Origin of the sequence: Leisingera daeponensis DSM 23529 (assembly GCF_000473145.1) — a bacterium.
GTDB classification, from domain to species: domain Bacteria; phylum Pseudomonadota; class Alphaproteobacteria; order Rhodobacterales; family Rhodobacteraceae; genus Leisingera; species Leisingera daeponensis.
In genome coordinates this window covers 1685773-1708506 of sequence record NZ_KI421500.1, presented here as the reverse complement: position 1 = coordinate 1708506, position 22734 = coordinate 1685773, and the positions used below count along the sequence as shown (strand labels likewise).

The 22734-nt window shown below is 65.6% G+C and carries 26 protein-coding genes; 15 read left to right on the top strand and 11 right to left on the bottom strand.

Annotated elements, in window-relative coordinates; genetic code table 11:
• Positions 1-150: 150 nt before the first annotated feature.
• The 4 genes from meaB (at position 151) to DAEP_RS0108740 (ending at position 2666) form a co-directional block, all read left to right on the top strand.
• A complete protein-coding gene (gene meaB / locus DAEP_RS0108755; RefSeq protein ID WP_008557061.1) occupies positions 151-1128 on the top strand; it encodes a methylmalonyl Co-A mutase-associated GTPase MeaB in 978 nt (325 codons plus the stop codon).
• 214 nt (positions 1129-1342) lie between these two features.
• The gene (gene rpmB, locus DAEP_RS0108750) at positions 1343-1633 is read left to right on the top strand and encodes a 50S ribosomal protein L28 (protein WP_019296104.1); all 291 of its coding nucleotides are present in this window, start codon (positions 1343-1345) and stop codon (positions 1631-1633) included.
• Positions 1634-1770: 137 nt separating this feature from the next.
• Entirely contained in the window at positions 1771-2121 is a 351-nt protein-coding gene (locus DAEP_RS0108745) for a DUF2946 family protein (RefSeq protein WP_036760544.1), read from the top strand.
• Between the two features lie 56 nt (positions 2122-2177).
• Entirely contained in the window at positions 2178-2666 is a 489-nt protein-coding gene (locus tag DAEP_RS0108740) for a copper chaperone PCu(A)C (RefSeq protein ID WP_008554213.1), read from the top strand.
• Positions 2667-2756: 90 nt separating this feature from the next.
• Here DAEP_RS0108740 and DAEP_RS0108735 read toward each other — a convergent pair whose 3' ends face one another.
• On the bottom strand, positions 2757-3461 hold the full coding sequence (locus DAEP_RS0108735) for an NAD-dependent deacylase (RefSeq protein WP_027244390.1): 705 nt from the start codon (positions 3459-3461) through the stop codon (positions 2757-2759).
• A gap of 49 nt (positions 3462-3510) precedes the next feature.
• Between DAEP_RS0108735 and DAEP_RS0108730 the strand changes: the two genes are divergently transcribed.
• A complete protein-coding gene (locus DAEP_RS0108730) occupies positions 3511-3948 on the top strand; it encodes a low molecular weight protein-tyrosine-phosphatase (RefSeq protein ID WP_027244389.1) in 438 nt (145 codons plus the stop codon).
• Here DAEP_RS0108730 and DAEP_RS0108725 read toward each other — a convergent pair whose 3' ends face one another.
• The 3 genes from DAEP_RS0108725 to DAEP_RS0108715 all read right to left on the bottom strand — a co-directional run bounded on the left by DAEP_RS0108725 (position 3949) and on the right by DAEP_RS0108715 (position 5735).
• Positions 3949-4914, bottom strand: coding sequence for a LysR family transcriptional regulator (locus DAEP_RS0108725; protein WP_027244388.1), 966 nt, complete (start codon positions 4912-4914; stop codon positions 3949-3951).
• A gap of 174 nt (positions 4915-5088) precedes the next feature.
• The gene (locus DAEP_RS0108720) at positions 5089-5400 is read right to left on the bottom strand and encodes a hypothetical protein (protein ID WP_027244387.1); all 312 of its coding nucleotides are present in this window, start codon (positions 5398-5400) and stop codon (positions 5089-5091) included.
• A 152-nt stretch (positions 5401-5552) separates the two neighbouring features.
• The gene (locus tag DAEP_RS0108715; protein ID WP_008555705.1) at positions 5553-5735 is read right to left on the bottom strand and encodes a hypothetical protein; all 183 of its coding nucleotides are present in this window, start codon (positions 5733-5735) and stop codon (positions 5553-5555) included.
• Positions 5736-6186: 451 nt separating this feature from the next.
• On the opposite strand from DAEP_RS0108715, the gene lepA reads away from it, so the two are divergent.
• The 3 genes from lepA to DAEP_RS0108700 all read left to right on the top strand — a co-directional run bounded on the left by lepA (position 6187) and on the right by DAEP_RS0108700 (position 10023).
• Complete coding sequence (gene lepA / locus DAEP_RS0108710) at positions 6187-7986, top strand: translation elongation factor 4 (RefSeq protein ID WP_008554941.1); 1800 nt, start codon at positions 6187-6189, stop codon at positions 7984-7986.
• Between the two features lie 388 nt (positions 7987-8374).
• A complete protein-coding gene (locus DAEP_RS0108705; protein WP_027244386.1) occupies positions 8375-9589 on the top strand; it encodes a hypothetical protein in 1215 nt (404 codons plus the stop codon).
• Between the two features lie 191 nt (positions 9590-9780).
• On the top strand, positions 9781-10023 hold the full coding sequence (locus DAEP_RS0108700; RefSeq protein ID WP_008557521.1) for a hypothetical protein: 243 nt from the start codon (positions 9781-9783) through the stop codon (positions 10021-10023).
• Positions 10024-10097: 74 nt separating this feature from the next.
• On the opposite strand, the gene DAEP_RS23535 is transcribed toward DAEP_RS0108700, so the two are convergent.
• Positions 10098-10235 (bottom strand): entericidin A/B family lipoprotein, encoded by a 138-nt coding sequence (locus tag DAEP_RS23535; protein ID WP_008557432.1) that lies wholly within the window; start codon positions 10233-10235, stop codon positions 10098-10100.
• A gap of 159 nt (positions 10236-10394) precedes the next feature.
• Between DAEP_RS23535 and DAEP_RS0108690 the strand changes: the two genes are divergently transcribed.
• The 5 genes from DAEP_RS0108690 (at position 10395) to DAEP_RS24215 (ending at position 14711) form a co-directional block, all read left to right on the top strand.
• Positions 10395-10721 (top strand): TraR/DksA family transcriptional regulator, encoded by a 327-nt coding sequence (locus DAEP_RS0108690; protein WP_008556820.1) that lies wholly within the window; start codon positions 10395-10397, stop codon positions 10719-10721.
• Between the two features lie 192 nt (positions 10722-10913).
• On the top strand, positions 10914-11174 hold the full coding sequence (locus DAEP_RS0108685) for a TraR/DksA family transcriptional regulator (RefSeq protein ID WP_245595073.1): 261 nt from the start codon (positions 10914-10916) through the stop codon (positions 11172-11174).
• A 221-nt stretch (positions 11175-11395) separates the two neighbouring features.
• Entirely contained in the window at positions 11396-12049 is a 654-nt protein-coding gene (locus DAEP_RS0108675) for a protein-L-isoaspartate O-methyltransferase family protein (protein WP_027244385.1), read from the top strand.
• A gap of 133 nt (positions 12050-12182) precedes the next feature.
• Positions 12183-13589, top strand: a complete 1407-nt coding sequence (locus DAEP_RS0108670; protein WP_027244384.1) for a TolC family outer membrane protein — start codon at positions 12183-12185, stop codon at positions 13587-13589.
• 75 nt (positions 13590-13664) lie between these two features.
• Positions 13665-14711 (top strand): hypothetical protein, encoded by a 1047-nt coding sequence (locus tag DAEP_RS24215; protein WP_154665044.1) that lies wholly within the window; start codon positions 13665-13667, stop codon positions 14709-14711.
• Positions 14712-14858: 147 nt separating this feature from the next.
• Here the strand turns inward: DAEP_RS24215 and DAEP_RS0108660 are convergent, their stop codons facing one another.
• On the bottom strand, positions 14859-16319 hold the full coding sequence (locus DAEP_RS0108660) for a cobyric acid synthase (protein WP_027244382.1): 1461 nt from the start codon (positions 16317-16319) through the stop codon (positions 14859-14861).
• Between the two features lie 197 nt (positions 16320-16516).
• Positions 16517-16834: a DUF6280 family protein gene (locus tag DAEP_RS0108655; protein ID WP_008556013.1), complete on the bottom strand. Its 318-nt coding sequence runs from the start codon at positions 16832-16834 to the stop codon at positions 16517-16519.
• Positions 16835-17051: 217 nt separating this feature from the next.
• Here DAEP_RS0108655 and efp point away from each other — a divergent pair, with 217 nt between their 5' ends.
• The gene (gene efp / locus DAEP_RS0108650) at positions 17052-17615 is read left to right on the top strand and encodes an elongation factor P (protein WP_008556228.1); all 564 of its coding nucleotides are present in this window, start codon (positions 17052-17054) and stop codon (positions 17613-17615) included.
• A gap of 143 nt (positions 17616-17758) precedes the next feature.
• On the opposite strand, the gene DAEP_RS0108645 is transcribed toward efp, so the two are convergent.
• The 3 genes from DAEP_RS0108645 to ygfZ form a co-directional block, all read right to left on the bottom strand.
• Positions 17759-18304: a hypothetical protein gene (locus tag DAEP_RS0108645; RefSeq protein WP_008556565.1), complete on the bottom strand. Its 546-nt coding sequence runs from the start codon at positions 18302-18304 to the stop codon at positions 17759-17761.
• A 72-nt stretch (positions 18305-18376) separates the two neighbouring features.
• The gene (locus tag DAEP_RS0108640) at positions 18377-19180 is read right to left on the bottom strand and encodes a fructosamine kinase family protein (RefSeq protein ID WP_027244381.1); all 804 of its coding nucleotides are present in this window, start codon (positions 19178-19180) and stop codon (positions 18377-18379) included.
• The gene (ygfZ, locus tag DAEP_RS0108635; RefSeq protein WP_027244380.1) at positions 19177-19911 is read right to left on the bottom strand and encodes a CAF17-like 4Fe-4S cluster assembly/insertion protein YgfZ; all 735 of its coding nucleotides are present in this window, start codon (positions 19909-19911) and stop codon (positions 19177-19179) included. Before ygfZ ends, DAEP_RS0108640 begins: the two co-directional genes overlap by 4 nt.
• 99 nt (positions 19912-20010) lie before the next feature.
• On the opposite strand from ygfZ, the gene DAEP_RS0108630 reads away from it, so the two are divergent.
• Entirely contained in the window at positions 20011-20691 is a 681-nt protein-coding gene (locus DAEP_RS0108630; protein WP_027244379.1) for a TIGR04283 family arsenosugar biosynthesis glycosyltransferase, read from the top strand.
• Positions 20692-20752: 61 nt separating this feature from the next.
• Here the strand turns inward: DAEP_RS0108630 and DAEP_RS0108625 are convergent, their stop codons facing one another.
• Positions 20753-22615, bottom strand: coding sequence for an ABC transporter ATP-binding protein (locus tag DAEP_RS0108625; protein ID WP_027244378.1), 1863 nt, complete (start codon positions 22613-22615; stop codon positions 20753-20755).
• Between the last annotated feature and the right edge of the window lie 119 nt (positions 22616-22734).

The window sequence follows — 22734 nt, the reverse complement described above, 5'->3', positions numbered from 1 at the left end:
TACTCCCACTGCGCAAACCGCACCAGCCGCGGCGGATTTGCCGCCTTTCCTGCAGCGGCGTCTGATGTAGGGTGCGCGCCAGACCGCAGGGGGCTGGACTTTGCGGCACGGCTTGCGACAAGGTCCGCCCATCACGACAGGAAGGCACGCATGGATACCGAACAGCTGACGCAGAAGATCCTCGATGGCGACCGCCGGGCGCTGGCCCGGGCCATCACCCTGGTGGAAAGCGGCCGCAAGGATCACCGCGCCAGGGCGGGCGAGCTGTTGTCGGAGCTGGCAAAGCACAAGCGCCAGTCGCTGCGCATCGGCCTGTCGGGCACGCCGGGCGTCGGCAAATCCACCTTCATCGAAAGCTTCGGCATGATGCTGACCGGGCTTGGCCTGCGGGTGGCGGTGCTGGCGGTCGATCCCAGTTCGGCGCGCTCCGGCGGCTCCATTCTGGGCGACAAGACCCGGATGGAACGGCTCAGCCGCGACAAGAACGCCTTTATCCGCCCGTCCCCCAGCCAGAGCCATCTGGGCGGCGTCGCCCGCCGCTCCCGCGAGGCTGTTGCCTTATGCGAGGCGGCAGGCTTTGACGTGGTGCTGATCGAAACCGTCGGCGTCGGCCAGTCGGAAACCGTGGTGGCGGAGATGTCGGACCTGTTCCTGCTCTTGCTGGCGCCCGCGGGCGGCGATGAGCTGCAGGGGGTGAAGCGCGGCATCATGGAAATGGCCGATCTCATCCTGGTGAACAAGGCCGACGGGCCGCTGAAACCCGTCGCCACCCGCACCTGCGCCGATTACGCCGGCGCCCTGCGCCTCTTGCGCAAGCGCCCGCAGGATCCCGAAGGCTTCCCCAAGGCGCTGATGGTGTCCGCGGTGGAGGAACACGGGCTGGACAAGGCCTGGGAGGAGATGCAGGCGCTGGCCGCCTGGCGCAGGGAAAACGGCCACTGGGAGCGCCGCCGCGCCGATCAGGCCTGTTACTGGTTCGATCAGGAGGTGCGCCAGGCGCTCCTGGCGCGGCTGGAGACGCCGGAGGCCAAGGCGCAGATGGCGGAACTGGCTGCGACCGTGGCGAGCGGCGGCAAAAGCCCAGGCGAGGCGGCGCGGATCATGCTGCAGGCGCTCGGCGCTGCCTGACCCCGGCTGCCGGGGTGAAAAGGGCGGCCGCAGGGGCTTGCGGCGGGCCGTGAACGGGTGCAGTAAGCCCGGTAAGAAAGCTGAGTTGAATCACTTGACGCTGTTGCCGGTTGAGCGTAAGAGCAGCGGACCAGTTTTCGGGCGCAGCCAATGGCCGCGCCCCTTGTGATTTGGCGCCGGACTGCCAGCGCCTCCAGAAACGAAGGATGAAGATATGTCGCGCCGTTGCGAACTGACCGGAAAAGGCCCGATGACTGGCAACAATGTCAGCCACGCCAACAACAAAACCAAGCGCCGCTTTCTGCCCAACCTGAACGACGTGACCCTGCAGTCCGAAGTTCTGGGCCGCGGCGTCAAGCTGCGCATCTCCGCAGCCGCCCTGCGCTCGGTCGACCACCGCGGCGGCCTGGACGCGTTCCTGGCCAAAGCCAAGGACGAAGAGCTGTCGGCAAACGCGCTGAAAGTGAAGAAAGAGATCGCCAAGGCACAAGCCGCTCAGGCTTAATTTCCTGGCCTGATCCCTTCACCGGATCGGATTACGCACACCGCGCAGGGGCACCCTTGCGCGGTGTTTGCGTTTGCGCAATCTGCCGCAGGGTTGCGCCTTGCGGGGGCCGCGCCGCGGGGGCATATCTTGCGGTGATGATCCGTGCCTTGCGCATATCCCTTGGCCTGTTCCTGGCCCTGACGGTCACCCTGACCGCCCACAGCGCCGCCGCCCGGCAGGGGGAGCGCGATGCCGCCGGCCAGATGGTGATCTGCACCGGCACCGGCCCGGTCACCATCTATGTGGACAGCGAGGGCCAGCCGGTAAAGCCGCCGCACCATTGCCCCGATTGCGTGGTGCATGTGCTGGACGCGGTGATGCAGCCTCCGGGGCTGGTGCTGCCGGTTGAGGTTTGCGGCACGGTGACGGCGGGCCGGCAGGCGGTGCCAGCCTCCGTTCAGCAGATCCTGCGCGCCACCGCCCGCGCGCCGCCGGCCATCGCCTGACCGGCCAAGCACACCACCAATTTCAATACCGAATACCTACCAGGAGGAGACAGGATATGTCCCTGAAGTCTGTTGTCTTTGCAGCCGCGGCTGCTGCTGCCTTTGCCACCTCCGCCTTTGCGGGCGATGCCATGATCATGGTGCACGGCCAGTACGCGCGGGTGTCCTCGCCGGCTGCCAAGGCCGGTGCCGCCTTCATGGAAATCATGAACAAGGGCGAAGCCGATGACCAGCTCATTGATGTGCGCTCGGACGTGGCCGCCAAGGTGCAGCTGCACACCCACAAGGAGGGCGATGACGGCGTCATGAAGATGATGCATGTGGAGGAAGGCTTTGCCGTGCCCGCAGGCGCGACCCATATGCTGCAGCGCGGCGGCGACCACATCATGTTCATGGGCCTGAAGCAGGCGCTGAACCACGGCGACGTGGTCAAGGTCACGCTGGTGTTCGAGAAGGCCGGCGAGGTCGAAATTGACGTGCCGGTTGATCTGGAGCGCCAGGACGGGGCCCACGGAAACATGGACCACTCCACCAGCACCAACTAAGGCCCGCAGGGCAGGGCGGGCGCGGCGTCAGGCTGCGCCGCAGCCCTCCTTCGCGCCCAAAGCCCGCCCTTGCGGCGGGCTTTTTGCCGCTTATGGCCGGCCCAGCAGCTCCGCCACCCAGGCGGGCACGGTTTCGCTGGCCGGGCCGAAGCGGCGCTCAGCAAAGCGGGAGGCAGCGGCCGACGGCGCGAGGTTCAGCTCCACCGTATGCGCACCCGCCAGATGCGCCTCATCGACAAAGGCCGCGGCGGGGTAAACTTCGCCGGAGGTGCCGATGGCGGCGAACAGATCCGCCTCCGCCAGATGGGCATAGATCTCCTCCATGAAATACGGCATCTCGCCGAACCAGACCACATCGGGCCGCCCGGCAGGCGCGGCGCAGGCGGGGCAGGGCTGGCCGGTCTGCATCTCCAGCGGCGCGGCCCAGCGGTGGTTGCAGGCCGCGCACAGCGCGCCTGCCAGCGTGCCGTGCATATGCAGCACCTGCGCGGCGCCGCCCGCTTCATGCAGGGCGTCGACATTCTGGGTGACAATCACCACCTCGCCCGTGTGCTCCGCTTGCAGCCGCGCCAGCGCCCGATGCGCCGGGTTGGGGTCTGCCCCTGCTGCCTGCGCCCGCCGCGCATTATAGAAGCCATGCACCAGATCCGGGTTGCGCGCGAAGCCTTCCGGCGTTGCCACATCCTCGATCCGGTGCTGCGCCCAGAGGCCGCCCTCGTCGCGGAATGTGCCCAGCCCGCTTTCGGCGGAAATCCCGGCGCCGGTCAGAATGACGATCTTCGCGCTCTTTTCCATTGCCCTGAAACCCCCTATCACTGCTCCCGTCCAAAGGAGCCGTTTGCCCATGCCTACCCGTATTCTGTTCGTCTGCCTAGGAAACATCTGCCGTTCCCCGGCCGCCGAGGGCGTGTTCCGGGCGCTCTGCCCCGAGGCCGAGACCGACAGCGCAGGCACCGCTTCCTATCACGTGGGAGAGCCGCCCTACGGCCCGATGCAGGCGGCGGCGCGGGCGCGGGGGCTGGATATCTCGGACCTGCGCGCGCGGCAGTTCCGGCGCGCTGATTTCGACAGCTTCGATCTGATCATCGCCATGGATGCCAGCAACCTGGAGAATATCGAGGCGCTGCGCCCCGCAGGCAACGAGACCCCGGTGCGCCTGTTCACGGACTACGCGCCGGAAAGCGGCGCGGACCATGTGCCGGACCCCTATTACACCCGGGATTTCGGCGGCTGCCTGGACCTGATCGAACAGGCCGCCAGGGGGCTCAAGGCGGCGCTCTGATTACTCCGCAATCACCCGGAAGCCGCCTGCCAGGAACGGCAGCTGCTGCACCGCGGGGTCGATCATCTTGCTTTGCACCAGGCGGCGCACGGTCTCGGCCACATCGCGCGGCACCCGGTCGGCCCAGTCGGCGGCAGTGAACAGCGAGATCGTCCGCGACATCTCGCCAAAAGGCAGCGGGAAGGCGTCGATCTGGTCGTGGAAGCGCCCCGCGCGCATGAAGCCCAGCGGCGTGGTGATTGCCCATCCGATCCGCCGCGCCACCATCGCCATCAGCGCCAGATGCGAGCCGACCTCGAACCGGTCCTCGAACTCCAGCTTCTGGCGGCTCAGCAGCGCTTCGATCTGCTGCGAGATCAGCTGCTCGCGGGCATAGCGCAGGAAGGGCAGGCCGCTCAGCTGCTCTGCCGCCTGCGCCGCATCCGAGACCGCGCCGCGCGGGGCCACCAGGATGAAGGGATCGCGCACCAGCGGATATTCCACCAGCCCCTCGTGCAAGCCCCCGGCGGTGGCGGCGACGGCGATGTGCAGCTCGCGCGCCTCCAGCGCGCGGATGATGTCATGGCTGGAGGCGGTGATCATCTTGAACCGGCATTGGGTCAGGCTGTCGGCCAGGATGGTGGCCAGCCGCGGCGTCAGGTCATTGTCGAAATCGTCGATCAGCCCGATCGACAGCGCCTGCAAGTGGGTCAGGTCCATCACCGTCAGCTCGCTCTGCGCCAGCCGCAGCTCGCCCAGCACCGCCTCGGTCCGCGACAGGAAGCTGCGCCCCGCCGCCGTCAGCACCATCGGGCGGCGGCCGTGGTCGATCAGTTCGCTGTCCAGCGCCTTTTCCAGATTGCGCATCTGCTGGCTGACGGCGGGCTGGCTCAGGCCGGTCAGCTCAGCCGCCTGCGCCACCGAGCCGGTCTTGGCCAGGGCCTCGAACACTTCCAGCCCGCGCAGGGTAACACCTTTGATCAACATCTGAACTGCTCCAATACCTTGCGCCGTTGTTTCCGGTTTTGGGGCAGTGCGGTCAAGAGGGGCGGGGCCGAGGCCCCTGGGCGCTGCGAAAATGCCGCAGCGAAAATGCATCAAAACAGCGAAAAAAGGCGCCCCCGCGGGACGCCTTTGCACGGGCCGGGCCTGCGGTGCGGCTCAGCCGCAGCTGCGCGCCGCGTGGTCGCCAAAGGCCTTGTAGCGCTGCCACAGCCGCTCGTCATTGCGGTTGCTGGACTGGCGCACGACCTGGGCCTTGTGCGGGTCGGCAAACCACTTGGAGACGGTCTTGCGCTCCGCGCGCGTCAGGCTGCGGTTGGCCACATTCTGGATGCAGCTGCACAAGGACGGCGTCGCGGCGGTGCGGTCCGACTGGCGGCAGGCGCGCTCAATGGCGCCGGCCGAGACGCCTGCGGGCGCCAGTGCTGCAAGCAATCCTGCGCAAAGCGCGGCTGTCAGGAAAGGTTTCATCTGCTCATGCCCCGGTTCTTGGCAAGCGGGTCTGATGCCCGCGGGAATGGACCGCAGTATGGCGCAAGCCGGGGCGCGTTTCAATCGTGGTGAACGGGGTGTTTCAAAGGCGCTGGAGCGCTGCGGCGTGCGGCGCTCCAGCGGTCTGGCGCTCAGGTCTGGTTCGGCCCGCGCATGGCGCGCACGGCCTGGCGCACGGCTTTCCAGTCTGCGGCCTCGGCGTCCTTGCCGGCTTCTTCGCATTCGCGCATTTTCTGCGCGGCTTCGGCCTCGGCCTTGTCGCCATGCGCGCTGTAGAGCGCGCGGGCATACTCAGCGGCTTTGATTGCATCCATGCGGGTCGTCCTCCTTTGCTGTGGTTATCACCCGTCAGCGGGGCGCGCGTCTCGCGGTAGGCATGGAGTATAGCGCATTTTGGCCGGGCGTGCAGGGAACCGGGAGAATTTGAGGGGTTCGGGCGCATGGCGGCGGGCGCAGAGGCCAAGGGTGGTGCCGCAAATCGGAGGGCAGCGCCCGGTCCAAGGGCGGGTGCCAAAACGGGGCCGGTCCAGACCTGCCCGGTACAAGTTGAGCAAATGCTTGCGTGTGATTGGCGGCACACTCGCTTTTGCCCGTTCGGGCAGCCAGAAGATGCAAGGCATGGCCCTTACAAAAGTGCGTGCGGCAACGTGCCTTCAGTGCCAGTCAGGGAGGTCCAAAGCACGGTCTGCTGCCTCATTCAGTGACGCTTGATTGCCCACTCAATTCTCCTTGACCAAACCCCGAATCCAAATCATATGCCTGAGCATGACTGACCTCGCTCACATCCGCAATTTCTCCATCGTCGCCCATATCGACCATGGCAAATCCACCCTCGCTGACCGGCTCATCCAGGAGACCGGAACGGTGAAGGACCGCGACATGAAGGAACAGCTGCTCGACGCCATGGACATCGAGCGCGAGCGCGGGATCACCATCAAGGCCAACACCGTGCGCATCGACTACACCGCGCAGAACGGCGAGACCTATGTGCTGAACCTGATCGACACCCCCGGCCACGTCGACTTTGCCTATGAGGTCTCCCGCTCCATGCGCGCGGTTGAGGGCTCGCTGCTGGTCGTGGACTCGACGCAAGGGGTGGAGGCGCAGACGCTCGCCAACGTCTATCAGGCCATCGAAGCCGATCATGAGATCGTGCCGGTGCTGAACAAGATCGACCTGCCGGCCTCCGACTGCGACCGGGTGGCGGAGCAGATCGAGGATGTGATCGGTATCGACGCCTCCGGCGCCATCCAGGTCTCGGCCAAGACCGGCCAGGGCATCCGCGAAACGCTGGAGGCGATCGTCCAGCACCTGCCCGCGCCCAAGGGCACCCGCGACGCGCCGCTCAAGGCGATGCTGGTGGACTCCTGGTACGACAGCTACCTCGGCGTGATCGTCCTGGTCCGCATCATGGACGGCGTCCTGAAGAAGGGCATGCGGGTCAAGTTCATGTCGAACGGCACCCTGCACCACGTCGACCGCATCGGCGTCTTCCGCCCCGCCATGCAGGCGGTGGACGAACTGGGGCCGGGCGAGATCGGCTTCCTCACCGCCTCGATCAAGCAGGTGCGCGACACCCGCGTCGGCGACACCATCACCAACGACCGGAACGGCGCCGAAAAGGCGCTGCCGGGCTTCAAACCCGCGCAGCCGGTGGTGTTCTGCGGCCTGTTCCCGGTCGACTCGGCCGAATTCGAGGACCTGCGCGACGCCATCGACAAGCTGGCGCTGAATGACGCGTCCTTCTCCTTCGAGATGGAAACCTCCGCCGCGCTGGGCTTCGGCTTCCGCTGCGGCTTCCTGGGCCTGTTGCACCTGGAGGTGATCCGCGACCGGATCGAGCGCGAATACGATATCGAGCTGATCACCACCGCGCCCAGCGTGATCTACCACGTCTTCATGAAGGACGGCGAGCAGATCGAGCTGCACAACCCCGCCGACATGCCCGATCTCTCCAAGGTCGACCACATGGAGGAGCCGCGCATCAAGGCGACGATCCTTGTTCCGGATGAATACCTCGGCGACGTGCTGAAGCTCTGCCAGGACCGCCGCGGCATCCAGATGGACCTCTCCTATGCCGGCTCCCGCGCGATGGTGGTCTATGACCTGCCGCTGAACGAGGTGGTGTTCGACTTCTACGACCGCCTGAAATCGGTGACCAAGGGCTATGCCTCCTTCGACTATCAGATGATCGGCTACCGCCAGGACAACCTGGTGAAAATGTCGATCCTGGTGAATGACGAGCCGGTCGATGCGCTCTCCACCATGGTCCACCGCGACCGGGCAGAGATGCGCGGCCGGGCGATGTGCGAGAAGCTCAAGGAGCTGATCCCGCGCCACATGTTCAAGATCCCGATCCAGGCCGCCATCGGCGGCAAGGTGATCGCCCGCGAGACCCTCTCGGCGCTCCGCAAGGACGTGACCGCCAAATGCTACGGCGGCGACGCCACCCGGAAGCGCAAACTGCTGGACAAGCAGAAAGCGGGCAAGAAGAAGATGCGCCAGTTCGGCAAGGTGGATATTCCGCAGGAGGCGTTTATTTCCGCCCTCAAAATGGACAGCTGAGGCTGTCCATTTCCGAGGGAGCGCGGACGAAAGCGGTTGCCGCGGCCAACTGCGTGCCCGCACCCCGGCGTTCTGCGGCGGAAACGCCGACCAATCAAACAGTTGCAAGACGGGGCTTCGGCCCCGTTTTCTGTTTCCGGCCTATCCAAAGCCTCGCCCGGCCGAGAGGCCGGGCAGCGCCCGATCCGCCCCCACGGGTGGACTTCCTTTTGGTCGTGAAGATGCACTGAATAAGTCAATTGACTTAGCAAATTCGAAGCGCCCGTTGTCCACTGGAAACAAACTCAAAGGATAGGGTGAGTGGTTGAATTTCCATGCTGCAAATGGTTGAATGGACAATGGGTGGGAAAGCAGTTTTACTATGTGCGCAGGGTGGGGGAGAAGTGTGATGGGCGACCCAGATACTTTTGAGCAGTTTTCGTATGATCAGGCTTTGAAGCGTGTTACTGACCTCAACAAGTTTTCATTCAACTATAGGTTTCTGTTCGCCTCGATTGTGGCAGGATACTACACTGCGATTAACTTTATCGTTGGGGGCGTTGGTGAGCCGTCAGTACTGTCCTCATTAGACTTTTACATTGTTTCGCTGTTGGCTGTAACAGTGGCCGCCTTTTGCGGCATTGTGGTGATTTCCTTTTTTGACTTCATCTTTCAAGAGTTGATCGAAAATGCCTTGCGTAGCGTCACTGCTATCGAGAGCAGATATCCAAACGAGAACGCGGGGTTTGCTTTTATATCAAACAAGGGTGGAAAAACAGTTTCGCTTAGAATTTCTGTAGTGATGACACTGTTCTACTCTATTCCGGCTTGGTGCTTGCTGGGGGTGGTGATCCTGTTGTGCGCGTTTTGCTTTTCTGAAGTTGGAGATCCGACATTTGATTATTTCTCTAAAGCAATCTGCAGCAACTTTAAGAAAGGGGGAGTGGCTTCGGATCTTAGTTCGTGGGGTGGATCACAGGGTGGTCAAATCATTTGCAGCGGTGACTCTTATTTTTACACTGTCAGTTCTTGGGTTCGGAACTTGGCTAGTTTTTCCCTAATTGTAACAGTAGTTTTATCGATCTATTTTACTTATTTTTCTGTCTGGCGAATTTACATACGCTTTGCCTTGATGTGTCAGTCGTATTTCGAGATGGAGGAAAAAAGGATCGCTCAAGCAAAGAACGCTCAAGCAAAGAACGCTCAAGCAAAAATGGACGAGGATGGTGGAGGTAATACTGAGGCAGTAGGTGAGCCAGTTGAAGCGGGGCGTCGCTCGTGTAGTAAGAGTCGTCCATGTCTTGGCTGGTGCCTTGCCGGCTTATGGGTTCGGATTGCACAGTTGCTCGCTGAGGGTTATCGGAAAGTAGTAATTTTTCTCGGGCCGGCGAAAGTACTGAATGATGATCGTCTTCTCCCGGGTAGGATTCTACACTTGTTATTGGGGCGTTATGTTCGAGGTTTTCGAGGGAGCGACAAGTTCACCCAGAACATCAATATTTTCTTTCGTTGGCTAGGGGGGGTGCTTTTCGTTTTTGTTTTATTGGGTCTGCTGTTTATTCTGTTCGCGAGCGTCTCTGTCGAAAGCATTTTTAATGTTCTGATGTATAAAGCAATTGGTTAGTAGGTTGAAGGAAATGCCGTTCTTAAGGCCTCCCTCACTCCCCGCAGAGCGGGCAATCCTGCCTGCCGCTTTCTACAGCCGCCCCCCATGCGCCACTCTCCGCCCATCCGCCGCCGCCCCGCAACTCTCCGACTGAAACCGCCCCCGTTCCATGCTATCCTCCACCCCGTTCACCTGGGGAGGATAACACCATGAAACACCTGACTTTGGCCGCCGTGATCGCTCTGCTGGCGTCGCCGGTGCTGGCCGCTCAATGCCCCGCCGACATTGCCGCCATCGACGCGGCACTGGCCGCCGGGACCGACCTGTCGGAAGAAGATCTGGCAACCGTCCAGGAACTGCGCGACGAGGGCCAGGCCCAGCATGACGCGGGAGAGCATGACGCCTCGGTCGAGACCCTGGCCGAAGCCAAGGCGATGCTGGGGATCGAATAGCCCGCAACAGAAAACGCCCGGCGGCGGGCCGGGCGTCTTGCGCAGTCTCTGAACTGGTGGAAGGGCAGGGCGGCTCAGAAGCTGTCCTGCACGTCCTGCGCGGCGCCGCTGATCGCCTGGCCGGCCTTGGAAATGTCGCGCCCCGCGCCCTTGGTGGTCTCGCAGGCCGCCAGGCCCAGCAGCATCAGCGCACATGTGAAAATCCGGATCATCGTCGAAGGCTCCTCATCTCTGCTCAAACCCGTCGGCAAATGTCTAGCAAGCCGCCCCGCCGCAGGCCAGCGGATTTGACGCCGCGCGGTTGAGCCAGGTCAAGGCCGCGCGCCCGGCACCGGGCTACGCTGCGCAGGTCAAAACAGGAGGCAGACACAATGGATCTTTCCACCCGCAAACAGGCGCTTGAGGCGCGCCGGGCTGAACTGACCGGGCATCTGAGCGAGGTTGAGCACACGCTGGACGCACCGATGCCCAAGGACTGGGAGGACCGCGCCTCCGAGCGGCAGGGCGACGAGGTGCTGGAAAGCCTCGGCAAGGCGGAACTGGACGAGCTGCGCCGGATCGATGCGGCGCTGGCCCGGATCAAGGCGGGCACCTACGGCATCTGCGCCTCCTGCGGCGAGAGGATCTCCGACGCGCGCCTGGACCTGCTGCCCGCCGCGCCGCTGTGCAAGATCTGCGCCGCGGAGGAGGCAGGCTGAGCCTGCGCCCCCGTTCTGCGGGTTTACCAAAAATTTGCAACTTATAGGGTAGTGCAATCCTTCGAAATCGCGAGTATTTTGATCTGGATCAAGGCCATGGCTTTGACCTCACGGCACGTTGCGCGAAAATTGAGCTGGAGGGTATGGACTATGAACTTTTCCGCCAGAAAACAAACACTTGAGGTTCGCCGGATGGAGCTGGCAGGGATTCTGTCACAAACCGGGCTAGAGGCCGGGGCGGCCGCGGCCTATGCCGCGCCGCGTCTGCAGCGGGCCCCCGCCGTCGCGGTGCCGCCCAAGGCCAGCCTGGACGAGCTGCGCCGCATCGACGCGGCACTCGCCCGCCTGCGCGAGGGGTCATACGGCTTCTGCCAGATCTGCGGCGACGATATCGCCGACGACTGGCTGGACCAGCGCCCGGCCTCGCCGTTCTGCAAAAGCTGCGCCCTTTAGCCGGGGCGGGGTGCGGGCCGCCCGCAGCCGCCGGAACCCCTTAGTTTACCACAGCCAGCGGCCGCCCGGCCCGCTGGCTGCTGCCGTTTGCGCCCGGCCCGGCGGCGGCGCGCCGCGGCAGCGCTGCACCAGTTGCGGCTTTCGCGCCAAAGGCCCCGTTGCCGTGCCTGCCGGGATGTGCCACAACCTGATGCAACAGACTGAACACATGAGTTTAGCAAATGCCTGATTTCGCCGAACGCCGCCGTATGATGGTGGACACCCAGGTCCGCCCGTCGGATGTCACCAAATACCCGATCATCGAAGCCATGCTGGCCGTCCCGCGCGAGCAGTTCGTGCCCGCCGCGCAGCGCGAAGCGGCCTATGCCGACCAGAACGTGAGCCTCGGCGGCAGCCGGGTGCTGCTGGAGCCGCGCACCCTGGCCAAGATTCTGGATGCGCTGGACATCCAGAATGACGAGCTGGTGCTCGATGTGGGCTGCGGGCTGGGTTATTCCACCGCGGTTGCGGCGCGCGTGGCGCAGATGGTGATCGGCGTCGAGGAAGACGAGGATCTGGCCGAAGACGCCCAGGCGCTGCTGTCCGAGACCGGCGCCGACAATGCGATCGTTCACACCGGCCCGCTGGCGGAAGGCGCGGCCGAACACGGCCCTTACGACGTGATCCTGGTGCAGGGCGGGGCAGAGGAGCTGCCCGCGCCGCTGCTGGCGCAGCTCAAGGACGGCGGCCGGATCGCGGCGCTGATGATGACCGGCGCTCTCGGCGAGGTGAAGATCGGCTACAAGAGCGGCCGCGGGATTTCCTGGCGGTTCGACTTCAACGCCGCTGCGCCGGTGCTGCCGGGCTTTGCTGCTGCGCGCGAATTTGCGCTCTGACCGCACCGGTCGGACACGGCGGCTGACGGGGCGGGGCCGCCGCCACAGGGGAGAGGCCGGGCGCCGGTGACGCTGGCGCCTGAAGAGGGACAACTCACCGCGGCTGGCGGCGCGGCAGAACAAAAGGCAGGCAATGCGAATGAAATTCCCGGCGAGTGTGTTTAAGGCTTTTGTGTTCGCCGGCGGCGTGGCCGCCACGGCGCTGATGCCGCTTCAGGCGGCGGCGGACAACCTGTCCGACGCCATGATCAGCGCTTATAAGACCAGCGGTCTGCTGGAGCAGAACCGGGCGCTGCTGCGGGCCGCGGACGAAGACGTCGCAATCGCGCTGTCCCGGCTGCGCCCGCTGGTCCAGTGGACGGTGAACGCGGCCAACTCCTATAACGAGGGCAACTTCAACGAGACCCGCAACACCCTCTCCACCCAGCTGGAGCTGACCCAGCTGCTGTTCGATGGCGGCGCCAGCCGCCTGGACCGGCTGGCGGCTCAGGAAATCGTTCTGGCCACCCGTCAGGCCCTGCTGAGCGTGGAGCAAACGGTGCTGTTCCAGGCGGTGCAGGCCTATGTCGGCGTCCTCCAGTCGCAGGAAAACGTGTCCCTGCGCCGCAACAACCTGCGGCTGCTGCAGGAAGAGCTGAAGGCCGCCCAGGACCGCTTCGAAGTGGGCGAGGTCACCCGCACGGATGTGGCGCTGGCCGAAAGCCGCGTTGCCGCCGCACGGGCGAACCTGACGGATGCCGAGGGCACCTTGCTGACCGCCAAGGCGACCTACCAGCAGGTTGTGGGCCGGGCGCCGGGCGCCATTGCCGGCCAGCCGGCCTTGCCGCGCCAGCAGGTGTCTCTCGACGGCGCGCATACCGTCGCGCTCAGGAACCAGCCGGATCTGCTGTCGCAGCAGCACGTGGTCAAGGCGCGGGAGCATCAGGTTGCGTCTGCAACCGCGGGCCTGGGGCCGACCGTGAGCCTGCGGGCCAACGCCGGGGTCAGCCAGGACGTGCAGGACGGGCTGGGGGCCGCGAATTCTTCCAGCATCGGCATCACCATGTCGCAGGATCTTTACGCCGGCGGCCGCAATGCCGCCGTCCGGCGCCGGGCCATTGCTAACGCCGACGCAGAGCGCGGTGTGCTGATCAACACCCAGCGCGCCGTCCGGCAGGCGGTGAGCGAAGCCTACTTCAACGTCGAAACCGCGCGCGCCAGCCTGGTCTCCTCGGGCGAGCGGGTGCGCGCCTCCAAGGTCGCCTTTGACGGCATCCGCGAGGAGGCCACCCTGGGCGCCCGCACCACCCTCGACGTGCTGCAGGCAGAGCAGGAATACCTCGACGCCCAGACCGAGCAGGTGAACGCCCGCGCCAACCAGGCGATTGCGGCCTATCAGTTGCTGCAGGCGCAGGGCCTGCTGACCGCCGAGCACCTGGGCCTCGCGGTGGAGATTTACGACCCGACGCTTTACTACAATCTGGTCAAGGACGCCCCCGCCCACCGCAGCAAGCGCGGCAAGGATCTGGACCGGGTGCTCAAGGCCTTGGGGCGTAACTGATAATTCATCCTATCTGTTGTGCGGTGGCAGGAAGGCGGCTACACTTTCCGGCAAGAGGCAAGAGTGGTTTATAAAATGTCCGACCCAGTTACCCATGCTGAGATTGAAGATGTATTGTCCTCGATCCGCCGCCTGGTGAGCGAAGACAGCCGCGGCCAGCCCGCGGCACCGGAACCAGCGGCCCGTCTGGTGCTGACACCTGCGCTGCGGGTGAAGGATCCGCAAACCCGCAGCCCGGAAACGGCCGTTCGCGCGGACACCGCGGGCGGCACGCCGCCGAGAGATGAGGCGCCCGCGCCGGACGCCGCCGCCGCGGCCCGCCCGGCACAGGACGCTGAGCCTGGGCAGGACGCTGACCGCACGGGATATGCGGCAGACGGAACCGCAGCGGACGCCTCTTTTGCCTTTCGCCACCGCGACGCGCGCTCCGGTGCCGCATCCGGCCCGGTTATCCTGCGCCCCGCGCAGCAAAGCGAACCGGAGGCCGAAGCAGAGCCTGCGCAACCCGGCGGCGTTGCCGCGCAGGCGCCCTGGGCCGACCCCGATGCCACGCTGTTTTCGGCCGCATCCGGCACGCCGCCGCAGGACACCCCGGCCGGGGGGCTGGCGGACGATCTGGCGGGCGGCACAGCCGGCGCCCGCGCCGCCTCGGTGGTGCGCAAGATCGCCGAGCTGGAGGCCCGCATCTCCGGCGCGCGGGATCAGGCGCAGCAGCAGTGGGAGCCTGACAGCAAGACCGAAGCCCCCTTTGCCGCTACCCTGGTCGATACCATCGAATGGCGCGATGAGCCGGCACCTGTCCGCAGCACCGATCAGGCGGACTTTGGTGCTGATTCCAGCCCTGCGGAGGAGATCCTGGAGACCGCCGGGGACCCAGCGGGCACCGCGGACACTGACAGCGCGGCGGAGCCGGTCATCCAGGCCGCCTTCACCGGCGCTGCCATGGATGCGCTGGCGGAGGCTGGCGACAGCTATCTCGACGAAGACGCCCTGCGCGATCTGGTTGCCAGCATCGTGCGCGAAGAGCTTCAGGGCCCCCTGGGCGAGCGCATCACTCGCAATGTGCGCAAGCTGGTCCGGCGCGAAATCCACCGGGCGCTGGCCGCGCATGATCTGCTCTAAGGTTTAACGGCACCGGGCAGGCTGATAGGCACCGGGCAGTCCGCGGCCCGGGCGCGGTTCCAGCAAGGCACGCCAAGGGCGTGCCTTTTCCGTTCGGCGTGTCAGAACATACCGGCAAGGGCGGGAGCGCCGCCGCAACCGGCGGGGTCAGAGTTTGACGGGCTGCGCCAGCGCCAGCAGCTGGTCCAGATCCATGTAGCGCTCCAGATGAGCGGCCAGCGCGTCCAGCGTCTCCTCGACACCGTCCTCATACCCCGCCTGGCTGTCATGCCCCAAGGCCCCCAGCACGCTGGCGCGGAAGGGATCCGAGGAAAACAGCCCGTGCAGGTAGGAGCCTTTGACGCGCCCGTCGGCAGAGGCCGCGCCTTCGGGACGCCCGCCGATGCTGAGCCAGGCGCGGGCGCAATCGGCGCCGGTGGTGCGGCCCATGTGGATCTCGTAACCGCTTACAGCCAGGTTGCCGTCACGGGTCACCGCCTCGGTCAGCGTCACCCGCTTTTCGCCTGCCATCACCGTATGCACGTCCAGGAGGCCGAGGCCCTCCACCTTGCCGGGCCGCCCGTCGACGCCCTCGGGGTCGTCGATGGTCTTGCCCAGCATCTGGTAGCCGCCGCACAAGCCCAGCACATGGCCGCCGCGGCGGCGGTGCGCCAGGATGTCGATGTCCCAGCCCTGCGCGCGCATGTAATTCAGGTCGCCAATGGTCGATTTGCTGCCGGGCAGGATCACCAGATCCGCATCGCCGGGCAGGGCGCGCCCCGGCGGCACGATTTCCACCGTCACCGCAGGCTCCGCCGCGAGCGGGTCCAGATCGTCGAAATTCGCCATCCGCTCCAGCTGCGGCACCACCACCTTGCACGCGCCGCCCTTGTGCGAGGCGATGTCCATCATGTCCTCGGCCGGCAGTTTCCAGGCATCCCAGAACCACGGCACCACGCCCAAGCTGGGCCAGCCGGTGCGCGCGGCGATATCGTCCCGGCCGCCGTCAAACAGGCTCAGGTCGCCGCGGAACCGGTTCACCAGGAACCCCGCGACCCGCTCCAGGTCCTGGCGTTCAAGCACCGCATGGGTGCCGACGATCTGCGCAATCACCCCGCCGCGGTGGATGTCGCCGGCGATCACCACCGGCGCCTCTGCCGCGCAGGCAAAGCCCATATTGGCAATGTCGTTCTTGCGCAGGTTGGTCTCGGCAGGGGAGCCCGCACCCTCGATCAGCACCAGATCCGCATCCGCCGCCAGCCGCCGGTAGCTCTCCAGCGCCGCTTCCAGAAGGCCCGATTTGTCCCGCATGAAGGATCCGGCACCCTGGCTGCCGCGGCGCTTGCCCTGCACGATCAGCTGGGCGCCGGTATCGGTCTCGGGCTTCAGCAGCACCGGGTTCATGTCGGTATGCGGCGGACGCATGGCAGCACGCGCCTGAAGCGCCTGCGCACGGCCGATCTCGCCGCCCTCGGGCGTCACCGCGGCGTTGTTGGACATGTTCTGCGGCTTGAACGGCGCCACCTTCAGCCCGCGCCGCACATAGGCGCGCGCCAGCCCCGCCACCAGCAAAGACTTGCCGACATTGCTGCCGGTGCCCTGGATCATGATCGAACGCGCCCGTGTCATCTTGCTGCCAGCTCCCTGCCTGCACCCCGTATGTCACGGGCCTGCATAGCAGGTTAGACGCCGCCGTCCATAACGGCTGCGCCGGAACCGTCGGCACGCTGTCCGGGGGCGACCGGTTGACGCCGGGGAAATGCGTACAGGCAAAAGAAAAACGCGCCCGCTAAGGGCGCGCTTTTCAAAACTGCAGGCAGAAACCTTTAGGCGGCTTCAGCCTGCGCAGCGTTGCGGCGTTCGCTTTCCTCGCGCGACAGCGCGACCGAGGTCCGGACCCCGCGGCCTACGAAGTCCATCAGGCCTTCGACCACCCGTTCGTTGGGGTCGATTCCGGCGCAGGACAGCACTTCGCGGCCATCGCGCGAGCGCGCCCAGCGGGCGATTTGTTCCGGGCCATTGCCGTATTTCTTGTCGTCGGCGATGGCATCATCCAATGCGGCCAGGACCACGGCAGCAAACAGTTTGCGGGCGCGGTTGCCTTGCTCGTTGTTATAAGCGGTGCCGTCTACGAAATCTCGCATCTCGTATCCCTTGTTGTTCTTGCTATTGCAATTTGCGGCGTAGCGCTGCTTATGGCGGAATTGTGACGATTCGGATAGGGCACAGATGCATAGCTTTCATGCAAATTGCGCATACCTTTTTCACCGAATCCACACCATATCCTTGTCTTGCCAGCGCCAAGCCCGCCAGATATAGGGGCTGGTAAGAATTCATCAACCATCTGAAAGGCATTTTTCCATGCCCAAGATCAACGGCAATGAAATCCGCCCCGGTAACGTCCTGGAACATAATGGCGGCCTTTGGGCAGCGGTGAAGGTCGATCACGTCAAACCCGGCAAGGGCGGCGCCTTTGCTCAGGTCGAGATGCGCAACCTGCGCAACGGCTCCAAACTGAACGAGCGATTCCGCTCCGCCGATAAGGTCGAGAAGGTGCGTCTGGAGCAGAAAGACCAGCAGTTCCTCTATGAGAGCGACGGCATGCTGGTGTTCATGGACGCCGAAACCTACGAGCAGATCGAACTGCCGGCAGAGCTGCTGGGCGACCGCCGCCCGTTCCTGCAGGACGGCATGACCATCGTGGTGGAATTCCACGAATCCGAGGCGCTGAACGCGACCCTGCCGCAGAAAGTCACCTGCAAGATCGTCGAGACCGAGCCGGTCGTCAAAGGCCAGACCGCGGCAAACTCCTTCAAGCCCGCGATCCTCGACAATGGCGTCAAGGTGATGGTGCCGCCGTTCGTCGGCCAGGACGAGATGATCGTGGTCAACACCGAGACCATGGAGTATTCCGAGCGCGCCTGATCCAGGCCGCGTTCCGGACGTGAGAAAGCCGCCCTCCCTCGGGGGCGGCTTTTTCCGTTTCCGCGCGGCGCCAAGGACGTTTCTGAAACCCCTTGGCAGACGCTTTCAGAAACCTTTTGCACCGTCATCCGCCGGCAGGCGGATCACCCCGCAGGCAGCGCCAGGCTGAAGCCGCATTCATCCATCATCTTGCCATAGGCGGCGGTGAACCCGCTGAGCGAGGCTTCGTAAACCATGTCGTTCCCCGCCCAGATCTCCACCCAGCGGCCCTGCTTCATCGCTTGCAGCATCGGCAAATGGTCCTCAAACTTCAGCACGCTTTCGGCCTCCGCCAGACCTTCCTCGGTGATCCTTGAATTGATGCCTGCCGCGATGGAAAACGTCCGGTCGAAGTCAAAGATGAAATCCACCGTGCCGCCCTGCTGCATCATGGTCGGGTAATGGCGCGGCGCATATTCCTGCACCTGGGCCATCGGATAGGCAGCAGGCGGGCCGGCATCGCCGGAAAACACCTCCAGCGCCAGGACCGGGTCGCCATCGCCGCCGGTCCAGGCGCGGCAGGTCAGATAGCTGTCCTGTTCCGACACCTGCGGCTCTGTGGCGGTATGCCAGTCATTGTAATTCCAGTAATCCGCCAGCGCGGGGGAGGCCGCCAGCGCAGCCAGGCAGGCCCCGAATATCAGTCGCATGAAACACCCTTCTCGTTCATCACCCGCAGGTTCTGCCTGCGACCCTAGCGCAAGGATGTGAACAGAGGATTGTCAAACACCCAGCGCCTCCAGCCGCGCCTCCACCATTCCCCGGTAGCCGGCGCCGAACAGCCGCAGATGCACCAGCGCGGGCCACAGCTGATAGATGGCACGGCGCGCCTCATGCCCCGGCTCCAGCGCGCCGTAAGCTTCGTGAAATGCGGCAGGCGGCGTGCCGAACAGATGCAGCATCGCCAGATCCGCCTCGGCGTCGCCCCAGTAGCAGGCCGGGTCGATCAGATAGGCGCCAGCGCCGCTGAACAGCACATTTCCCGTCCATAAATCGCCATGCAGCAGGGCGGCAGGCGGCGCGGCGGGCAGCAGCTCCGGCAGCCGCGCGCACAGCGCCTCAACCCGCAGCCGCAGATCGCGGGGCAGGGCGTCCGGGGCAGCCAGCAGCCGGCGGCCCGCCCAGAACGCCGGCCAATCGGGCAGCGGCGCATTGGGGATCGCGACGGCGCCAAAGGCATAGTCCTCCGCCCAGCCGTACTGCGGGCCTGTCACCGAATGCAGCTGCCGCAGCGCACCGCCCAAGGCCTGCCAGCCCGCCGCGCCGGCCGTGGTCTCCTCCAGCGCCTCCATCAGCAGCACATGACCGGCAACGCCCAGCACCTCAGGCGCAGGCGCGCCCGCGGCCCGGATCGCGCGCAGCATCGCCGCCTCCACAGCCACCAGCGGCCCGGTCTTGGCCACCACCCGGCGGCCATCGTTCAAGGAGAGGAGCTGCACCTCCGACAGGTCGCCGCCATGCAGCGGCCGGGCGCCTGCAACTTCCGCGCCCAGCAGGGACAGAACCGTCTGGTTCAGCCCGTTCACGGCGTCCAGGTAACGCGGGCGTCTCCCGCCTGCATCTCCCCCTTGGCGCGGTCGAACCGCAGGTAGGCAATGCCCTTGCCGCCCGACTGGGTGAACAGCGTGCCAGCCGGCTTGCCCCCGGCGGTGATCTCCGTTCCCACCGGCGCCGCGCCCTCGACCTCAACCGTGCGGAAGCCCTTGCGCAGCTCGGTCTTGTGCTTCATCCGCGCGGTCACCTCCTGGCCGACATAGCAGCCCTTGCGGAAATCCACCCCGTTCAAAGCCTCAAACCCCGCCTCCAGGATATAGCTCTCCGGCCCCAGCTCGACCCCGGTTTCCGGGATGCAATGGGCCACCCGGATCGCGCCCCAGTCGCTGCCGTCATCGCCGCCTTCAAGCCCGTACAGCCGCCAGCCCATCGCCGGGTGGCGCGGATCGGCCAGCGCGCCTTCCGGGGCCGCCCCGGTGCCGCGCTTCACCTGCAGCTCCGTCATCTCCACCTGCACATCGGCGCGCAGCCGGTACATGTTCAGCCGCTTCAGCAATCCCTCGGCCAGCGGCGCGTCCACGTCCAGCAGCACCGCATCGCCATCGGCGGCCAGAAAAAAATCCGCGATGTACTTGCCCTGCGGCGTCAACAGCGCGGCATAGACCAGCCCGTCGTCCAGCCGGTCGACGTTATTGGTGACAAGCCCTTGCAGGAAGCTCTTGGCGTCGCTGCCGCTCAGGCGCAGGATACGGCGGTCGCTCATGTGTTTTCTCCTGTGTGCCTCTCGGGGCGTTTCACTGCTTGGCCCAGTGATATAGGAAGCAGGGCGGAAGAAAACAGCAAATCCGCAGAGGAAGCCCCCATGCCCGCGCCGGTCAGCATCGTGATCCCGACCCTCAACGCCGCAGAGGAGCTGCCAGCCTGCCTGGAGCATCTGATGGAGGGGCTGGGCGCCGGGCTGATCCGCGAACTGGTCATCACCGACGGCGGCTCCACGGATGAGACGGGCGCCATCGCTCAGGCCGCAGGTGCCGAGTGGATCAGCGGCGCGCCGTCGCGCGGCGGCCAGCTGCGCCGGGGCTGTGCGGCGGCCAGGGGGGAGTGGCTGCTGGTGATCCATGCCGACACCCGCCTGGAGCCGGGCTGGGCCGCAGCGGTGGCGCAGCATGTGCAGGAGGGGCAGGGGCATCCCGCCTATTTCCGGCTGCGGTTCCGGGCGCGCGGGCTGATGCCCGCCTGGGTCGCGGGCTGGGCCAACCTGCGCGCCAGCCTGTTCGGGCTGCCCTATGGCGATCAGGGCCTGCTGATCCGCCGCGAAGACTATGAGGCCGCGGGCGGCTACCCCGACCAGCCGCTGATGGAGGATGTGGCGCTGGTGCGCCGCCTCACGGGGCTGACCGCCTTGCCCTCAGCGGCGCTGACCAGCGCGGCGCGTTATCAGCGCGCCGGCTGGTTGCGGCGCGGCGGGCGGAACCTGTGGACGCTGATGCGGTATTTCCTCGGTGCGGCCCCGGAGAGGCTGGCAAAGTCCTACAGCAAATAGCCTGTTCCGCCCGGCCGGCAGGCCGGGCGCTGCCCTCAGTGTTCAAAAGGAAAGCTGGAGTTCAGCCGAACACCTTGCGGGCAAAGCGGCGGAACCAGCGCTCCTTGCCGTTGTGCGCCGCGCCTTCCGGCACCTGTTGCGCCTGGGCGGCGATGCTGGCGGTGTCCACCAGCGTCTTGCCGTCCTGGAACTGCAGCCGGTACAGATCGGCATAGATGCCGCCGCGCGCCAGCAGCTCGTCATGGCTGCCCTGATCCACCACCTGGCCGCGGTCCATCACCACGATCTTGTCGGCGTTGCGGATGGTCGACAGCCGATGCGCGATCACCAGCGTGGTGCGCCCGCCCGCCAGCCTGTCCAGCGCCTGCTGCACCACTTTCTCCGACTGCGCATCCAGGGCCGAGGTCGCCTCGTCCAGCAGCAAGACCGGCGTGTTGCGCAAAAGCGCCCGCGCGATCACCACCCGCTGCCGCTGGCCGCCCGACAGGGCCGAGCCGCGCGGGCCGACCCGGGTTTCCAGGCCATGCTCCAGCTTGGGCAGGAAATCTGCCACATGCGAGGCATCCAGCGCCGCCTGCAGCTCTTCGTCACTCACATCGGTGCGCCCCAGCACGATGTTCTCGCGCAAGGTCTCGTCAAACAGCATCGCATCTTGCGTCACCACCGAAAACAGGCTGCGCAGGTCTGCGGTGTTCAGGTCCTGGACCTCGACGCCGCCGACCGTGACGGAGCCCGTCTGCGGATCGACCATCCGCGTCAGCAGGTTGAAGATCGTCGACTTGCCCGCGCCGGAGGCCCCCACCAGCGCCGTGGTCTTGCCCGCCTCGGCCTCCAGGTTCAGCCCCTGCAGGATCCGCGCATCGCCATAGGCCAGGCCAACGCCCTCCAGCCGGATCTCCGGCAGCCCTTCCGGCGCCGGCTTCGGCGCGGCAGGCTCGCTCAGCAGGATCGGCGCGTCCAGCAGCTCCTTGATGCGCTCCAGCGCCGCCGCCGCGCCCTGCCACACGCCCGAGATATTGGCCAGCCGCCGCATCGGTTCAAACGACAGCCCGATCGAGGTGAAGAAGCTCATGAACTGGCCGACGGTCTTTTCGCCGGCGATGATTTCGTTGCCGCCATACAGCAGCACCGCCATGAAGCCGACGCCCGCCATGATGTCGGTCATCCCGGAAATCGAGGAGGTGCCAAAGGCCGCCTTCACCTCGGAGCGGACAAATTCGTCCTGCCGCTCGCCAAAGCGGCGGGTCTGATACTCCTCCAGCCGGTTCAGCTTGACCGGCACGATGCCGTGGAAGATCTCGTCCAGCCGGGTCGCCAGATCGGCGCCCAGATCGCGCGCCCGCGACGCCTTCTTGCGCACGTAGCGCTGGATCGAGGCGATCGGCAGCAGCAGCACCGGCACCCCGATGAGCAGGATCAGGGTCCAGCGCCAGTCGATGCTGAAGGCCACGCCCAGAACCGCCACCAGCGCCACCAGATCGCGGCCCGCGCCGGTGATGACCGCCTGCCAGACCGCGTTGATCGCCCCCACGTCGCTTTGCACCCGCTGCAGCAGCAGCCCCGGCGGGTGCTGCTGGTGAAACGCCGGGTCCTGGCGGATGAGCCGGGCCAGCATGTCCTTGCGCAGATGCGCGGCAGAGGTCTGCGAGACCTTGCTCAGCAGCACTTTCTGGGTGACGCTGGACACGCCGCGCAGGGTGAAGATCGCCAGAAACGCCAGGCTGACCCAGACCAGCGCGTCGGAATTGCCCGCGACAAACACCAGGTCGAACATCGGCTGCATCATATAGCCAAGCGCGCCCATGGTGGCGCCTTCCACCAGCATGAAGATCACGGCGACGCCCAGCAGTCCGATGTAATGGCGCAGGTATCCGCGCCACAGCCAGCTGAACAGCTCGCGGGAGGATTTGTGAGGCTTGCTCATGCGGGGAGGATCCGGCAGGGAATTCGGGTCATTACGGGCCTTTTCTGACATGCCGCGACCATTTAAGCAGCTCCGGGGCAGGGCGCAAGCAATTCGCCGTGACGCTGCGCACTGCGGAA

Bases quoted from the DNA above. Each gene is read 5' to 3' on its own strand.
- DAEP_RS0108720 (WP_027244387.1), bottom strand. From the start codon at position 5,400: ATGAAACCTTTCCTGACAGCCGCGCTTTGCGCAGGATTGCTTGCAGCA.
- DAEP_RS0108745 (WP_036760544.1), top strand. From the start codon at position 1,771: ATGATCCGTGCCTTGCGCATATCCCTTGGCCTGTTCCTGGCCCTGACG.
- DAEP_RS24215 (WP_154665044.1), top strand. From the start codon at position 13,665: ATGTCCGACCCAGTTACCCATGCTGAGATTGAAGATGTATTGTCCTCG.
- DAEP_RS0108670 (WP_027244384.1), top strand. From the start codon at position 12,183: ATGCGAATGAAATTCCCGGCGAGTGTGTTTAAGGCTTTTGTGTTCGCC.
- DAEP_RS0108700 (WP_008557521.1), top strand. From the start codon at position 9,781: ATGAAACACCTGACTTTGGCCGCCGTGATCGCTCTGCTGGCGTCGCCG.
- DAEP_RS0108735 (WP_027244390.1), bottom strand. From the start codon at position 3,461: ATGGAAAAGAGCGCGAAGATCGTCATTCTGACCGGCGCCGGGATTTCC.
- efp (WP_008556228.1), top strand. From the start codon at position 17,052: ATGCCCAAGATCAACGGCAATGAAATCCGCCCCGGTAACGTCCTGGAA.
- DAEP_RS0108740 (WP_008554213.1), top strand. From the start codon at position 2,178: ATGTCCCTGAAGTCTGTTGTCTTTGCAGCCGCGGCTGCTGCTGCCTTT.
- DAEP_RS0108675 (WP_027244385.1), top strand. From the start codon at position 11,396: ATGCCTGATTTCGCCGAACGCCGCCGTATGATGGTGGACACCCAGGTC.
- lepA (WP_008554941.1), top strand. From the start codon at position 6,187: ATGACTGACCTCGCTCACATCCGCAATTTCTCCATCGTCGCCCATATC.
- DAEP_RS0108705 (WP_027244386.1), top strand. From the start codon at position 8,375: ATGGGCGACCCAGATACTTTTGAGCAGTTTTCGTATGATCAGGCTTTG.
- DAEP_RS0108690 (WP_008556820.1), top strand. From the start codon at position 10,395: ATGGATCTTTCCACCCGCAAACAGGCGCTTGAGGCGCGCCGGGCTGAA.
- DAEP_RS23535 (WP_008557432.1), bottom strand. From the start codon at position 10,235: ATGATCCGGATTTTCACATGTGCGCTGATGCTGCTGGGCCTGGCGGCC.
- DAEP_RS0108655 (WP_008556013.1), bottom strand. From the start codon at position 16,834: ATGCGAGATTTCGTAGACGGCACCGCTTATAACAACGAGCAAGGCAAC.
- DAEP_RS0108645 (WP_008556565.1), bottom strand. From the start codon at position 18,304: ATGCGACTGATATTCGGGGCCTGCCTGGCTGCGCTGGCGGCCTCCCCC.
- rpmB (WP_019296104.1), top strand. From the start codon at position 1,343: ATGTCGCGCCGTTGCGAACTGACCGGAAAAGGCCCGATGACTGGCAAC.
- DAEP_RS0108660 (WP_027244382.1), bottom strand. From the start codon at position 16,319: ATGACACGGGCGCGTTCGATCATGATCCAGGGCACCGGCAGCAATGTC.
- DAEP_RS0108625 (WP_027244378.1), bottom strand. From the start codon at position 22,615: ATGAGCAAGCCTCACAAATCCTCCCGCGAGCTGTTCAGCTGGCTGTGG.
- meaB (WP_008557061.1), top strand. From the start codon at position 151: ATGGATACCGAACAGCTGACGCAGAAGATCCTCGATGGCGACCGCCGG.
- DAEP_RS0108730 (WP_027244389.1), top strand. From the start codon at position 3,511: ATGCCTACCCGTATTCTGTTCGTCTGCCTAGGAAACATCTGCCGTTCC.
- DAEP_RS0108725 (WP_027244388.1), bottom strand. From the start codon at position 4,914: ATGTTGATCAAAGGTGTTACCCTGCGCGGGCTGGAAGTGTTCGAGGCC.
- DAEP_RS0108685 (WP_245595073.1), top strand. From the start codon at position 10,914: ATGGAGCTGGCAGGGATTCTGTCACAAACCGGGCTAGAGGCCGGGGCG.
- ygfZ (WP_027244380.1), bottom strand. From the start codon at position 19,911: ATGAGCGACCGCCGTATCCTGCGCCTGAGCGGCAGCGACGCCAAGAGC.
- DAEP_RS0108630 (WP_027244379.1), top strand. From the start codon at position 20,011: ATGCCCGCGCCGGTCAGCATCGTGATCCCGACCCTCAACGCCGCAGAG.
- DAEP_RS0108715 (WP_008555705.1), bottom strand. From the start codon at position 5,735: ATGGATGCAATCAAAGCCGCTGAGTATGCCCGCGCGCTCTACAGCGCG.